The organism is Lysobacter sp. K5869 (genome assembly GCF_018847975.1).
Taxonomy (GTDB): domain Bacteria; phylum Pseudomonadota; class Gammaproteobacteria; order Xanthomonadales; family Xanthomonadaceae; genus Lysobacter.
Map to the genome: position 1 here is coordinate 5,616,716 of NZ_CP072597.1, position 13,372 is coordinate 5,630,087.

12 protein-coding genes and 1 riboswitch are annotated in these 13,372 nt (G+C 69.9%); of the genes, 7 read left to right on the plus strand and 5 right to left on the minus strand.

All coding sequences use genetic code 11. The features are described from left to right. Window positions 1-16 precede the first annotated feature (16 nt). Genes J5226_RS23855 through J5226_RS23865 form a run of 3 tightly spaced genes read right to left on the minus strand, consistent with a single transcriptional unit; the run spans window position 17 to window position 3,449 of the window. Window positions 17-1,156, minus strand: a complete 1,140-nt coding sequence (locus J5226_RS23855; RefSeq protein WP_215837516.1) for a homoserine dehydrogenase — start codon at window positions 1,154-1,156, stop codon at window positions 17-19. Next, window positions 1,153-2,364, minus strand: coding sequence for an O-succinylhomoserine (thiol)-lyase (locus J5226_RS23860; protein ID WP_215837517.1), 1,212 nt, complete (start codon window positions 2,362-2,364; stop codon window positions 1,153-1,155). The genes J5226_RS23855 and J5226_RS23860 overlap by 4 nt, the downstream gene beginning before the upstream one ends. Before the next feature lie 26 nt (window positions 2,365-2,390). After that, window positions 2,391-3,449, minus strand: a complete 1,059-nt coding sequence (locus J5226_RS23865) for a homoserine O-succinyltransferase (RefSeq protein WP_215837518.1) — start codon at window positions 3,447-3,449, stop codon at window positions 2,391-2,393. A 69-nt stretch (window positions 3,450-3,518) separates the two neighbouring features. Beyond that, a riboswitch (SAM riboswitch) is annotated at window positions 3,519-3,656 on the minus strand. Between the two features lie 138 nt (window positions 3,657-3,794). On the opposite strand from J5226_RS23865, the gene J5226_RS23870 reads away from it, so the two are divergent. The 7 genes from J5226_RS23870 (at window position 3,795) to J5226_RS23900 (ending at window position 11,555) form a co-directional block, all read left to right on the plus strand. Next, window positions 3,795-4,895, plus strand: coding sequence for a phytase (locus J5226_RS23870; RefSeq protein ID WP_215837520.1), 1,101 nt, complete (start codon window positions 3,795-3,797; stop codon window positions 4,893-4,895). Window positions 4,896-4,960: 65 nt separating this feature from the next. Next, window positions 4,961-5,908 carry a M23 family metallopeptidase gene (locus tag J5226_RS23875; RefSeq protein ID WP_215837522.1) on the plus strand — a complete coding sequence of 316 codons (948 nt, stop codon included), beginning with the start codon at window positions 4,961-4,963 and terminating at the stop codon, window positions 5,906-5,908. A 186-nt stretch (window positions 5,909-6,094) separates the two neighbouring features. Beyond that, on the plus strand, window positions 6,095-7,699 hold the full coding sequence (locus J5226_RS23880; protein WP_215837524.1) for a peptide chain release factor 3: 1,605 nt from the start codon (window positions 6,095-6,097) through the stop codon (window positions 7,697-7,699). Between the two features lie 3 nt (window positions 7,700-7,702). Beyond that, window positions 7,703-8,191, plus strand: coding sequence for a hypothetical protein (locus tag J5226_RS23885; protein WP_215837526.1), 489 nt, complete (start codon window positions 7,703-7,705; stop codon window positions 8,189-8,191). A gap of 83 nt (window positions 8,192-8,274) precedes the next feature. Continuing rightward, window positions 8,275-8,538, plus strand: a complete 264-nt coding sequence (locus J5226_RS23890) for a hypothetical protein (RefSeq protein WP_215837528.1) — start codon at window positions 8,275-8,277, stop codon at window positions 8,536-8,538. 252 nt (window positions 8,539-8,790) lie between these two features. Beyond that, window positions 8,791-9,468 carry a hemolysin III family protein gene (locus J5226_RS23895; protein WP_215837530.1) on the plus strand — a complete coding sequence of 226 codons (678 nt, stop codon included), beginning with the start codon at window positions 8,791-8,793 and terminating at the stop codon, window positions 9,466-9,468. Window positions 9,469-9,593: 125 nt separating this feature from the next. Next, a complete protein-coding gene (locus J5226_RS23900) occupies window positions 9,594-11,555 on the plus strand; it encodes an AsmA family protein (protein WP_215837532.1) in 1,962 nt (653 codons plus the stop codon). Between the two features lie 347 nt (window positions 11,556-11,902). Here J5226_RS23900 and J5226_RS23905 read toward each other — a convergent pair whose 3' ends face one another. Both J5226_RS23905 and J5226_RS23910 read right to left on the minus strand, forming a co-directional pair. Next, the gene (locus J5226_RS23905; protein ID WP_215837534.1) at window positions 11,903-12,331 is read right to left on the minus strand and encodes a CBS domain-containing protein; all 429 of its coding nucleotides are present in this window, start codon (window positions 12,329-12,331) and stop codon (window positions 11,903-11,905) included. Further along, the gene (locus tag J5226_RS23910) at window positions 12,291-13,346 is read right to left on the minus strand and encodes a glycosyltransferase family 2 protein (protein WP_215837536.1); all 1,056 of its coding nucleotides are present in this window, start codon (window positions 13,344-13,346) and stop codon (window positions 12,291-12,293) included. The genes J5226_RS23905 and J5226_RS23910 overlap by 41 nt, the downstream gene beginning before the upstream one ends. Window positions 13,347-13,372 lie beyond the last annotated feature (26 nt).

A 13,372-nucleotide genomic window follows, 5' to 3' on the forward strand; every position in this document is an offset into this window, starting at 1 on the left:
CACGGAGTCGGCGGGTTCACACGGCCAGCCGCAGCACATCGTCGAGCAAGCCGGCGGCGGTGACCTCGGCGCCGGCGCCCGGGCCTTGGATCACCAGCGGCTGGGCGCGGTAGCGGTCGGACCAGATCGCGACCTTGTTGTCGGTGCCGGCGCCGCCGGCCAGCGGATGATCGCCCGGCAGCGACTGCAGCCCGACCTGGGCGACCACGCGGCCGTCCTCGGCGCGCTCCAGGCGGGCGATGAAGCGCAGCTTCTCGCCGTTCTTGTAAGCCTCGGCGTAGCGATCGCGCAGCGGCGCGTCGAGCGCGGGCAGCGCGGCGTCGACGCCTTCGCGGCTGAGGATCGCCAGCTCCGGCGGCACCAGCGAGGCGACCTCGACCTCGCCCGCCTCCAGCGCCACGCCGGCCGCGCGCGCCAGGATCAGCAGCTTGCGCCGCACGTCTTCGCCGGACAGATCGTCGCGCGGGTCCGGCTCGGTGTAGCCGGCGTCGCGCGCCTGCCGCACCAAGGCCGAGAACGGGCGCATGCCGTCGTAATTATTGAACAGCCACGCCAGCGAACCCGACAGCACGCCGGCGATGGCGTGGATGCGGTCGCCGCCGGCCTGCAGTTCGCGCAAGCCGCGCAGCAGCGGCAAGCCCGCGCCGACCGTGGCGCTGTCGCCGTAACCGGCGCCGCCGCGCTCGCTGGCCTCGCGGATCGCGCGCCAGCGCGCCAGCGAGGTGCCCTGGCCGATCTTGCACGCGGTGACCACGTGGATGCCCTGCGCCAACCACTGCGCGTGGCGTTCGGCGACCGCCTCGCTGGCGGTGGCGTCGATCACCACGCGCGCGCCGCCGCCGGCCAGCGCTTCGGCCACGTGGTCGAGCGAGCTGTGGTGATCGGACGCGGCCAGCGCGCTGGCGGCATGCTCGGGCACGAGGCCGGCGGCGTCGGCCGCGACCCGGCGCGAATTGGCCACGTGCACCAGGCGCAGGCGTTCGCCGAGCGGCGTGCCGCGCCAACCGCCGAGCCGCGCGAGCACCGCGCCGCCGACCGTGCCGGTGCCGAGCAAGGCCACCCGCGCAGGCGCCGCGCCGACCGTTGGGGAGGGACGCAGCGCCGGCGCCTGCGCGACGGCATCGTGCTCGTGCAAGGCGCTGGCGACGGCGCTCATCGTTTCGCGCGCGTCGTCGTCGCCACCGCCGCGCTGGCGCGGTCGAGGGCGGCCTGGAGATCGGCGACCAGATCGTCGACGTGTTCGATGCCCACCGACAGGCGCAGCAGGCCGTCGCCGATGCCGGCGGCGGCGCGCGCTTCCGGCGACATCGCCGCATGGGTCATGGTGGCCGGGTGAGCGACGAGGCTTTCCACGCCGCCGAGCGATTCGGCCAGGGTGAAGCAGGTCAGCCCATCTACGAAGGCGCGAACGGCTTCCTCGCCGCCTTCGATTTCGACGCTGAGCATCGCGCCGAAGCCCTTCTGCTGGCGCGCGGCCAGCGCATGGCCCGGATGCGACGCCAGACCGGGGTAATGCACCACGCGCACCGCCGGATGGCTGTCGAGCAATTCGGCGATGGCCTGGGTGTTTTCCTGGTGCACGCGCAGGCGCGCGTCGAGCGTGCGCAAGCCGCGCAGGGTCAGGAAGGCGTCGAACGGCGAGCCGGTCAGACCCAGCGCGTTGGCCCACCAGGTCAGCTGCTGGTGATGCTCGGCGCTCTTGGCCACGACCGCGCCGCCGACCACATCGCTGTGGCCGTTGATGTACTTGGTGGTCGAATGCACGACCAGATCGGCGCCGAACGCGATCGGCCGCTGCAACGCCGGCGACAGGAAGGTGTTGTCGACGACGGTCAGCGCGCCCTGGGCGTGCGCGGCTTCGATCACGAAGCGCAGGTCGGTGATGCGCAGCAGCGGGTTGGACGGGGTTTCGATCCAGACCACGGCCGGGTTGCTCGCCAGCGCCTCGGTCAGCGAGCGCGGATCGGTGAGGTCGGCGGTGATCAGCTCGAACGCGCCCTTGGCGGCCAGCGCGTTGAACAGGCGCCAGCTGCCGCCGTAGCCGTCGTGCGGCACCACGATGCGGTCGCCCGGCTTGAGGAAGGCGTGCAGCACCAGGGTGATCGCGGACATGCCGGTGGACGTGACGACGCCGCCCGCGCCGCCTTCGAGTTCGGCCAGCGCTTCGCCGAGCAGGTCGCGGGTCGGGTTGCCGCTGCGGGTGTAGTCGTATTGGCGCTTGTCGTTGAAGCCGGCGAAGCTGAAGTTCGACGACAGCACGATCGGCGGGGTGACCGCGCCGTAGGCGGCGTCGCGGTCGATGCCGGCGCGCACGGCGGCGGTACAGGCGTTGCGGGCGAGGGTCGGGTTCGATTCGATGGTCATTGCAGCCGCTCCGTAAAAGTGAATGCTCAGGCGGCCGCCGACGTACAGTCGGCCAACGCTTCGCGAAGAATGGTGTCGATCTGGGACTGTTCTTTCAGGCAGGCGTCGTGGCCGTAGATCGAGCGCAGCACGCGCAGGCGGGTTTCGCCGCGCAGGCGCTCGATCAGGTCGTAGGACTCGCTCAGCGGGATCAGGCGGTCTTCGCTGACCGCGACCACGGTGACCGGCACGGCGATCGCGGCCGGGTCCAGCTGCTGCAGGTCGATGGATTCCGACAGGCGCAGGAACGCGGTCGGCGAGGTGCGGGCGACGTACTTGTTGCCGCAGTGGTCGAGGTAGTCCTCGGCGTCGACGCGCACGCGGCCGTCGACCACTTGCGCGGCGCCGAAGCGCTCGGCGAATTCTTCCGGGGTGCGGTAGCTCAGCACCGCCAGTTCGCGCGCCAGCGCCAGACCCTGGGCTTCGTCGCACTGCAGCGCGCCGAGCGCGACCGCGCGGCGTTGCAGTGCGCGCCACGCGGCGGCGTAGGGATGGGCGCGGTGGGTGCCGCTGATCGAGACCAGCGCGTCGAGCCGCTGCGGGTGGCGCGCGGCGAACTGCAGGCCGACCATCGCGCCGTAGGAATAGCCGACGAAGGCTTGCAGGCGCTCGATCCGCAGCGCGTCGAGCAGCGCGGCGACGGCGTCGGCCTGATCGGCCGGGTCGATGGCGACGTCGAGGGTGCCGTCGCTGCCGATCCAGTCGAACGAGACCAGGCAGTTGCGCGCCGGATCCAGCGAACGGCCGGCGCCGACCTGGCTTTCCCACCAGCCGCCCTCGCCGAACTCGCGGCTCGGCGCGAGGTGGCGGTGGGCGGAGATGCCGCCGGCGACGAACAGCGCCGGCAAGGCGCGGTCGCCCTGGATTTCGTAGCGCAGGCGCAGCGCGCGGCGGCCGGCGTGGCGCAGCTCGAGTTCGACCGCGAGCTCGCCGCGGACGGCGCCGTGGCGGGTCGGCGCGCGCTCGAACGCCGCGGCGGACGCGGCATAAGCGGCGTAGGAATCGTGGCGTTCGACGCTGACGGCGGAGTTGGGGGCGAAGCTCATGGCGGGCATCCGTGAAGTGAACGGGCCACCGAGCTGCAAGTCGCGCACGCGCTGCGGGGCGCGTGTTCGCAACCATCTTCCGACCGACGCCTGAGTGCCTCAAAGGGCACGCGGCGGGCCGCAGGAATTGGCACCTTCACGCGGCTTGCGCCGCGTTGGGTTGCCCCGGCTTCTAAGGGCCTGTCCCTCAGCCGGTCTCGATGGATGGGCACAGTCTGCCGACCGTATGGAGGCGTGTCAATCGCTTCATCCGCATATAGCGATTTATTATTTACCCCGGTCGGCGGCGGCCCCGGCCGGGCCGCCGACACCCGTTCGCCACCCTCGCCGCATACACTTGCGCCGATGAACAGCCGCCTCGTCGCCGTCCTGCTCGCCAGCGCCCTGCTCTCCGCCTGCGCCGCCGCTCCGGTCCGCCAGTCCGAACCGCGCCAGACCGGCGCGGTGCCCGCGTGGACGCGCACGATTCCCGAGCGCTTCGTCTCCGACCCCAGCGCGCAGGACGAACTCGATTCGCTGGCGACCTGGCCCGCGGCCGACGGCTCGACCTGGCTGATCGCCAGCGCCAAGTCCACCCACCGCCTCGCCGTGTACGACGCCGACAGCGGCAAGCGCCTGCGCGAATTCGGCGGCAAGGGCGAAGCGCTGGGCCAGTTCAAGCGGCCCAACGGGCTGGCGGTGTTCGGCGACTATCTGTTCGTGGCCGAGCGCGACAACCACCGCGTGCAAGTGCTGCGCCTGCCGGAGTTCGCGCCACTGGGCAGCTTCGGCGAAGCCCAGCTGCGCAGCCCGTACGGCCTGTGGCTCAACGAAACCGCGCCGGGCGAGCTGGAGGTCTACGTCACCGACAACTTCATGTACGGCGCCAAGTTCGATCAGGTGCCGGCGCTGAACGAACTCGACCAGCGCGTGCGCCGCTACCGCCTGCGCTTCGACGAAGCCGAGCGCATGAGCAGCGACTATCTCGGCGCGTTCGGCGACACCAGCGACGCGGCCGCGCTGCGCATCGTCGAATCCATCGCCGGCGACGCCGCCGGCGACCGCCTGCTGATCGCCGACGAAGACCTTCGCCGCGCCTCGACCCTGCGCGAATACACCCTCGCCGGCCGCTACACCGGCCGCGCGGTCCCGCCGGGCAGCTTCTCCGCCCAGGCCGAGGGCGTGGCGCTGTGGAGTTGCGCGCGCGGCGCCGGTTACTGGATCGCGGTCGATCAGCTCGACCCGCAGACCGTGTTCCACGTGTTCGAACGCGACAGCCTGCGCCCGGTCGGCAGCTTCCGCGGCGAAGCCACCGCGCACACCGACGGCATCGCCCTGCACGCCGCGGCGACGCGCGCGTTCCCCTACGGCGCGCTGTACGCCGTGGACGACGACCGCGCGGTGACCGCCTTCGACCTCGGCGACGTCGCCCGCGCCCTGCAATTGCAGGCCGATTGCCTCGACTGAGAACCGTCCCGGCTAGGATGGCCGCCAACACGCCTTCGCCGGCCCCCGCCTTCCGTCGCCGACCCATGCCGCGCCCCACTTCTCCCGCCTTCCGCCTCGCCTTCGCCGCTGCGCTCGCGCTGCTCGCCACGAGCGCCGTCGCCGGCAAGCTGTACCGCTGGACCGACCGCAACGGCGTCACCCACTACGGCGACCGCGCGCCCAGCGACGCGGTCGCCACCGCCGCCGGCGCGGCCGAGGTGAAGGTGATTCCGTTCCGCTCCGAGCCCAGCTCGATCGCGCGCCTGCGCGTGCAGCAGGACGGCGACCGCTATCTGGCCTGGGCCGACAACAGCCTGGCCGGGCCGATCGAGGTGCGGCTGGACTTCAACCACAGCAACAACATCATCGGCAGCCCGCTGCTGCCGACCAGCGCCACCCTCGACCCGCGCGGCAGCTCGGTCATCAGCGTGCTGAGCGCGCAGGACCCCAGCCGCGGCGGCGATTTCGAGCTGAGCATGCGCTCGGTGCCCGGCGACCCGCGCGCGCGGCCGCAGAACGTCGAATACCTGCTGCCGCTGCGCCAGCAGCAGTTCCGCATCGATCAGGGCTACGGCGGCCACTTCAGCCACAGCGAGCCCGAACACCGCTACGCCGTCGACTTCGCCGCCGACATCGGCACTCCGGTGCTGGCCGCGCGCGACGGCACGGTGATGCAGGTGGAATCGGACTTCGACAAGGCCGGACTGAGCCTGGAGAAATTCGGCGACCGCGCCAACTTCGTACGCATCCTCCACGACGACGGCACGATGGCCCTGTACGCCCACCTCAAGGCCGACGACGGGGTGATGGTGCGCGCCGGCCAGCGCGTGCGCGCCGGCCAGCAGATCGGCCTGTCGGGCAACACCGGCTTCAGCACCGGCCCGCACCTGCACTTCACCGTCCAGGTCAACCGCGGCATGCGCCTGGAGTCGATCCCGTTCCGCATGACCGGCCCGCAAGGCCCGCTGCGGCTGTCCGGCGGCACCCGCTGACCCCGGAGCCCTTGTAGGAGCGGCGTAAGCCGCGACCGCGGAGCTCCAATCTCGCGCCGGCCGCCGGAAGTCCGCGGTCGCGGCTTACGCCGCTCCTACCAGGGGCCGGCCCGAGCGCCGCCCCGGCCGGCAGGTATAATCGCGCCCTCCTTTGCCTACCCGACGCGCCCCGGGCGCGCCGTTCCCATGTCCGAAGTCACCCAACAAGCCCTGCGCCGCCGCACCTTCGCGATCATTTCGCACCCCGACGCCGGCAAGACCACCCTGACCGAAAAGCTGCTGCTGTTCGGCGGCGCGATCCAGATGGCCGGCTCGGTCAAGGGCCGCAAGGCCGCGCGCCACGCCACCTCGGACTGGATGGCGCTGGAAAAAGAGCGCGGCATCTCGGTGACCTCCTCGGTGATGCAGTTCCCCTACGAGGACAGCATCGTCAACCTGCTCGACACCCCCGGCCACGCCGACTTCGGCGAGGACACCTACCGCGTGCTCACCGCGGTGGACTCGGCGCTGATGGTGATCGACGTGGCCAAGGGCGTGGAAGAGCGCACGATCAAGCTGATGGAGGTGTGCCGCCTGCGCGACACGCCGATCATGACCTTCATCAACAAGCTCGACCGCGAAGGCAAGAACCCGATCGACCTGCTCGACGAAGTCGAAAGCGTGCTCGGCATCCAATGCGCGCCGATCACCTGGCCGATCGGCATGGGCCAGCGCCTGAAGGGCGTGGTCCACCTGCTCACCGGCGAGGTGCACCTGTACGAACAGGGCCGCAACTTCACCCGCCAGGACTCGACCATCTTCGCCTCGATCGACGATCCGGCGCTGGAAGCGCGCATCGGCGCGGCGATGCTGGCCGAACTGCGCGAAGAGCTCGAACTGGTCGAAGGCGCCTCGCATCCCTTCGACAAAGACAAGTATCTGGCCGGCGAACAGACCCCGGTGTTCTTCGGCTCGGCGGTCAACAACTTCGGCGTGCAGCTGCTGCTGGACTTCTTCGTCGAGCACGCGCCCGCGCCCAAGGCGCGCGAGACCACCGGCCGCATCGTCGCGCCGAACGAAGACAAGCTCACCGGCTTCGTGTTCAAGATCCAGGCCAACATGGATCCGCAGCACCGCGACCGGGTCGCGTTCATGCGCATCTGCTCGGGCAAGTTCAACGCCGGCATGAAGGCCTTCCACGCACGCACCGGCAAGGAGATCAAGCTCGCCAACGCGCTGACCTTCATGGCCAGCGACCGCGAGATCGCCGAGACCGCGTATCCGGGCGACGTCATCGGCATCCACAACCACGGCACCATCTCCATCGGCGACAGCTTCAGCGAAGGCGAGAACCTGTCGTTCACCGGCATCCCCAACTTCGCCCCGGAACTGTTCCGCCGCGCGCGCCTGCGCGATCCGCTCAAGCTCAAGCAGTTGCAGAAGGGCTTGGCTCAGCTGTCGGAAGAAGGCGCGACCCAGTTCTTCCGCCCGCTGATGAGCAACGACCTGATCCTCGGCGCGGTCGGCGTGCTGCAGTTCGACGTGGTCGCGTACCGGTTGAAGGACGAGTACGGCGTGGACGCCAGCTTCGAGCAGGTCAGCGTCGCCACCGCGCGCTGGATCCGCTGCAACGACGCCAAGAAGCTCGAAGAGTTCCGCGAGAAGAACGCGCTGAATCTGGCCGTGGACGCGGCCGGCGAACTGGTTTACCTCGCCCCGACCCGGGTCAACCTGCAGCTGGCGCAGGAACGCGCGCCGGGCGTGCAGTTCCTGGCCACGCGCGAACACGCCCACGCGGTCGCGGTCGACTGAGCCGTGTCGCGCCTGCGCCAATGGTGGTTGTACTTGTTGAGCAAGCGCAGCGAAGTCGCCGCGCTCGACTACAAGGACGCCTACATGGGCAAGGTGATCATGGACATCCACCGCCTGCGCAGCGACAAGGCGCAGGCGCTGGTGCCGCTGCGCGCGCTGCAGCCGATCCACCGCATCGACCGCGAATCGGCGCTGCAGGCCACCCGCGCGCGGGCGCAGGCGCTGGCCGCGCGGCGCGAGGAACTGCTCGCGCGCGGCACGCTCGACCTGGCCGCGCTGAGCGAGATCATTCCCTCGGTCTCGCAGATCAAGGTCGTCGCCGACGGCGCGCGCTGGCTGGCCTTCGAGGGCAACGGCCGGCTCTACGCGATGCGCGAGGCGTTCGGCGACGACTGCGGATTGCTGGTGGAAGTCGAGGAATACCGCTTCCCCAAGCCGCACAAGATCCAGCGCCGCTTGCGCCGCATTCGCCGGCTCAACGCCTTGGAATGACTTGCGCGGCGCGCCCGGCGCCGCGCCCGTTCGGCTAGCATGCCGATGCCGGCAAGGAGCCGGTTTTCTACGGGGGAGTCGTTATGAGCGTTATCGCATTGATCTTGTTGGTCCTGGGCATCGTCGTCAGCCTGGTCGCCGGCATTTGGCTGCTGGTGGTGGCGTTCCGCGAGAACGTTTGGTGGGGCTTGGGCTCCTTGCTGCTGTCGCCGGTGGCCTTGGTGTTCGTGATCCTGCATTGGCAACAGGCCAAGAAGCCGTTCCTGATCAATCTCGGCGGACTCGCGCTGGTGATCGCCGGCGCGCTGCTGAGCCAGGGGCAGAGCGCGGGCGCGACCGGTTACTGAACCGGTTCGTCCGACCGGCCCATCTGAATCGGCTAATCGCCCGATTCGTGCGGCGCGGACCAGTTCCGCGCATGCGTTGAACCCGCAGCGGCGCCTCGCAGCGCCGCTGCGGCACCGTCGCGGGCCTCGGCCCGCGACGACCTCGCGCGCACCGCCGCCGTCGCCAATCCGCGACGCCGCGCACTTAACCCCGCCGGTCCGTTCGTCAGCGCAGCGAGCATTCGCCCCAAGGCGCGCTAGGATGCTGAGACTATGACCGCCGCCCACGCCCCCGCACACGGCGACCACTCGATCCGCGAGGAAATCGCCAACGCCCTCACCCACGGTCTCGGCGCCACCGCCGCGCTGGCCGGCGGGTCGGTGATGATCACCCTGGCCGCGCTGTACGGCGACGGTTGGCAACTCGGCAGCGCGATCGTGTTCGGCATCAGCCTGCTGCTGCTCTACATCGCCTCCACCCTCTATCACGCGATCCAACACCCCGTCGCCAAGGGGCGGCTGAAGGTGTTCGACCATTGCGCGATCTACCTGCTGATCGCCGGCACCTACACGCCGTTCACCCTGATCGGCCTGCGCGGCCCGTGGGGCTGGGGCCTGTTCGCGGCGATCTGGGGGTTGGCCGCGGCCGGGATCGTGTTCAAGCTGTTCTACACCGGCCGCTTCAAGCTGCTCTCCACCGCGATCTACATCGCGATGGGCTGGCTGGTGATGGTGGCGATCAAGCCGCTGCTCGACGCGCTCGACGGCTGGACCTTGGGCTGGCTGCTGGCCGGCGGCGTCTGCTACACGCTGGGCACGGTGTTCTATCACCGGCCCTCGCTGAAGTATTCGCACGCGATCTGGCACCTGTTCGTGGTCGCCGGCAGCGTCTGCCATTACATCTCGGTGCTGTCGCAAGTCGTGCCCTCGCCCGAGGCCTTGGCGGCCTGAACGCCGCGCGCGGCCTCCACCGCGCATTCACCCTCGCTTTACCGCGCCCTGGCGATGGTGGGGTCCACCGTACAACAGGCCCGTGCGCGGGCCGGCCTTGATGCGGCCGCTCGCGCGTTCCCGCGATGAATTCCCCCTCGACCGCCGTCCCGGAATCCCCCGCCGCCGCGCCGACGCGCGTGTGGTGGCGCCGTCATCCCTGGCTGACCGCGCTGGGCGCGTTCGCGCTGGCGCTGGGCGCACTGATCGCGCTGTGGGACTGGAACTGGTTCAAAGGCCCGCTGGAACGTCAGGTCGAAGCGCGCACCGGGCGCAAGCTGGAGATCGGCGGAAATCTCGACGTCGATCTCGGCAGCGTGCCGGTGATCCGCGCCGACGCGCTGAGCTTCGCCAACGCGCCCTGGGCCAAGCAGCCGCTGATGGCCAGCGCGCAGCGGCTGGAATTGGCGATCGAACTGTGGCCCTTGCTCAAGGGCGAGGTGCGCATCCCCGACATCCGCCTGACCCAGCCGCGCGTGTACCTGCAAACCGACCGCGAACACGGCGGCAACTGGGTGTTCGGTCGGGGCGGCGGCGAGTTGCCGACCTTCCGCCGCGTCTGGATCGACGACGGCCGCCTGGAGTTCCTCGACCCCGCCGGCAAGACCGACATCCGCGCCGACATCGCCAGCCGCGAACCCAAGCGCGAGGACGCCGCGCCGCCGGTCGAAATCCAAGGCAAGGGCCGCTGGAAGAACAACGCCTTCAGCGTCGAAGGCCGCGCCGAATCGCCGCTGGAACTGCGCGATTCGCAGCGCCCGTACCGGCTGAACCTGCGCGCCGCCGCCGGCGCCACCCGCGCCCACGCGCGCGGCGAATTGGTCGACCCGTTCCATCTGCGCGACTTCGATCTGCAGTTCGCGCTCAGCGGCAAGAACCTCGCCGACCTCTATCCGCTGATCGGCGTGGCGATTGCGCCGACCCCGCCGTACGCGCTCGACGGCCGCCTGCGCCGCGCCGACGCGCTGTGGCGCTACGACGACTTCACCGGCAAGGTCGGCGACAGCGATCTGTCCGGCGACGCCAGCGTCGACACCGCCGGCGCGCGGCCGTACCTGCGCGCCGACCTGCTGTCCAAGCGCCTGGACTTCGACGACCTCGCCGGCTTCGTCGGCGCCGCGCCGCAAGGCGGCCGCGGCGAAAGCACCAACCCCGAACTCGCCGCGCAGCACGCGCGCCAGGACGCCAGCGCGCGGCTGCTGCCGGACACGCCGTACCGCTTGGAAAAGCTGCGCTCGATGGACGCCGACGTGAAGCTCAAGGCCGCGCGCATCGAAGCGCCGGGCTGGCCGCTCGACGACATGCAGGCGCATCTGCTGCTCGAAAACGGCCTGCTCAAGCTCGATCCGCTGAACTTCGGCGTCGCCGGCGGCGACATCCGCTCCAACATCGTCATGGACGCGCGCGCATCGACCTTGCGCACCCGCGCCGACATCAAGGCGCGCGATCTCACGCTCGCCAAGCTGATGCCCGGGGTGAAGCTCGGCCAGGACGCGATCGGCAAGATCGGCGGCCGCATCGCGCTCAGCGGCAGCGGCAACTCGATCGCGCGCATGCTCGGCGACAGCGACGGCAGCGTCGCCGTCGGCATGGGCCGCGGCCAGATCAGCAACCTGCTGATGGAATTCACCGGCATCGACGTGGCCGAGATCCTCAAGTTCAAGCTCACCGGCGACCACAAGATCCCGATCCGCTGCGGCTTCGGCGATTTCGCGGTCAAGGACGGGGTGATGACGGCCCAGTCGCTGGCCTTCGACACCAGCGACACGGTGCTGATCGGCAGCGGCACGATCGATCTGCGCCAGGAAAAACTCGACCTAGTCATCCGTCCGCGGCCGAAGGACCGCAGCCTGCTGGCGCTGCGCACGCCGCTGTTGGTGAACGGCACGTTCAAGCAGCCCAATGCGCGGCCGGACTACAAGCGCCTGGGTCTGCGCGGCGCCGCGGCGCTGGCGCTCGGGGCGATCGCGCCGCCGGCGGCGTTGTTGGCGACGCTGGAATTGGGGCCGGGCAAGGACACCGGTTGCGCGCAGCATGTGGTGAATTGACGGCGGTCAACCGAAGCGACGCAGCCCCGCCGAAATTTCCCGAAACCCGTCCTTCCCGACACACGTCTTCCCCGTCGTTCCGCCGAAGCCTCTTTTCTCCCGTCATTCCGGCGAAACCTCCCTTCCCCCGTCATTCCGGCGAAAGCCGGAATCCATTTTGCTTTTGTCGTTATCGGCGGCCCATCGCCGCCTTAAAAGCCAAAGCAACGGCAACGGCAAAATGGATTCCGGCTTTCGCCGGAATGACGGAATGGACACTTTCGCCGAAACGGGAAGCCGGGAATTTTTCGCCGCAACGGGAAGCCGAAAATTCCGAACGCGCCGAAACGACGCGCGTCCCGGCGGCGTCAGCTCGCGATATACCGCTGCAACTGATCCAACTCCACCTGCTGATCCTCGATCACCGCCTTGACCAGATCGCCGATCGACACCACGCCCACCACCTGCCCGCCGTCGAGCACCGGCAGATGGCGGATGCGCTTATCGGTCACCAGTTCCATGCAGCGCTGCGCGGTATCGCTCAAGCTCACGCTGATCACCTGCGCGGTCATGATGTCGCGCACCGGCGTGTCCGCCGACGAACGCCCCTGCAGCACGATCTTGCGCGCGTAATCGCGCTCGGACAGGATCCCGGCCAGCCGCGCGCCTTCCATCACCAGCACCGCGCCGATCCGCTTCTCGGCCATCAGCCGGATCGCGTCGATCACCGGCGCGTCCGGGCCGATCGCGAAGACCTCAGGCGTTTTCGCCTCCAACAGCTGTCTGACTGTGCGCACGGCCGTCTCCTTCCGCAAGCGTGGGGAACGTGGGAACGGGATCATCGAAAGCGCTCTGGCCCGAGGATACTCCCGCCGCCGGCTGCCAGGTGTCGACAAGATATAAAGGCCGCTGCTTGGATTCCTCGTACAGCCGCCCCAGGTACTCGCCGATCAGGCCCAGCGCGATCAGCTGCACGCCGCCCAGGAACAGGATCACCGCCATCATCGTCGGCCAGCCCTGCACCGGGTCGCCCAGCAGCAGCGCCTTGAGCACCACCTTCAGCGCGAAGGCGAACGCCAGCGTGGCCGTGGCCAGCCCCAGGTAGGTCGCGAGCCGCAACGGCGCGGTCGAAAAGCTGGTGATGCCTTCCAGGGCCAGATTCCACAGCCGCCAGAGGTTGAACTTGCTGCGCCCGGCCACGCGCGCGCCGCGGTGGTAGGGCAACGCGACGCGGTTGTAGCCGACCCAGCCGAACAGCCCCTTCATGAACCGGTGACGCTCGCGCAGCTGCCGCAGCGCGGCCAGCGCGCGCGGCGAGAGCAGGCGGAAATCGCCGGTGTCGGCCGGGATCGGGGTGCGCGAAAGCCGCCCGATCACCCGATAGAACGCATGCGCGGTGGTGCGCTTGAGCCAGCCCTCGCCCTCACGCTCCAGGCGGGTGCCGTAGACGTCGTCGTAGCCTTCGCGCCACTTGGCCACGAACTGTGGGATCAGCTCCGGCGGGTCTTGGCCGTCGGCATCGAGGATCAGCGCCGCGCCGGTCTCGACCAGATCCAGACCGGCGGTCAGCGCCGCTTCCTTGCCGAAATTGCGCGACAAACGCAGCAGGCCCACGCGCGGATCGGCCGCGGCGAAGCCTTGCAGGATCGCCCAGGTGGCGTCGCGGCTGCCGTCGTCGACGTACAGCACCTGCCCGTCGACGCCGTCGGCGGCCAGCGCATCCAGCGCCGCGGCGATGCGCGGCTGCAGCAGCGGCAAGCTTTGCGCCTCGTCGAAGGCGGCCAGGACGACGGTGACGCGTTCGCGGTTCATGCCGCGAATAGTAGCGGCGGCGGCCG

Coding starts and splice junctions, on each gene's coding strand:
- J5226_RS23855 (WP_215837516.1), bottom strand. CDS start 1,156: ATGAGCGCCGTCGCCAGCGCCTTGCACGAGCACGATGCCGTCGCGCAG.
- J5226_RS23860 (WP_215837517.1), bottom strand. CDS start 2,364: ATGACCATCGAATCGAACCCGACCCTCGCCCGCAACGCCTGTACCGCC.
- J5226_RS23865 (WP_215837518.1), bottom strand. CDS start 3,449: ATGAGCTTCGCCCCCAACTCCGCCGTCAGCGTCGAACGCCACGATTCC.
- J5226_RS23870 (WP_215837520.1), top strand. CDS start 3,795: ATGAACAGCCGCCTCGTCGCCGTCCTGCTCGCCAGCGCCCTGCTCTCC.
- J5226_RS23875 (WP_215837522.1), top strand. CDS start 4,961: ATGCCGCGCCCCACTTCTCCCGCCTTCCGCCTCGCCTTCGCCGCTGCG.
- J5226_RS23880 (WP_215837524.1), top strand. CDS start 6,095: ATGTCCGAAGTCACCCAACAAGCCCTGCGCCGCCGCACCTTCGCGATC.
- J5226_RS23890 (WP_215837528.1), top strand. CDS start 8,275: ATGAGCGTTATCGCATTGATCTTGTTGGTCCTGGGCATCGTCGTCAGC.
- J5226_RS23895 (WP_215837530.1), top strand. CDS start 8,791: ATGACCGCCGCCCACGCCCCCGCACACGGCGACCACTCGATCCGCGAG.
- J5226_RS23900 (WP_215837532.1), top strand. CDS start 9,594: ATGAATTCCCCCTCGACCGCCGTCCCGGAATCCCCCGCCGCCGCGCCG.
- J5226_RS23910 (WP_215837536.1), bottom strand. CDS start 13,346: ATGAACCGCGAACGCGTCACCGTCGTCCTGGCCGCCTTCGACGAGGCG.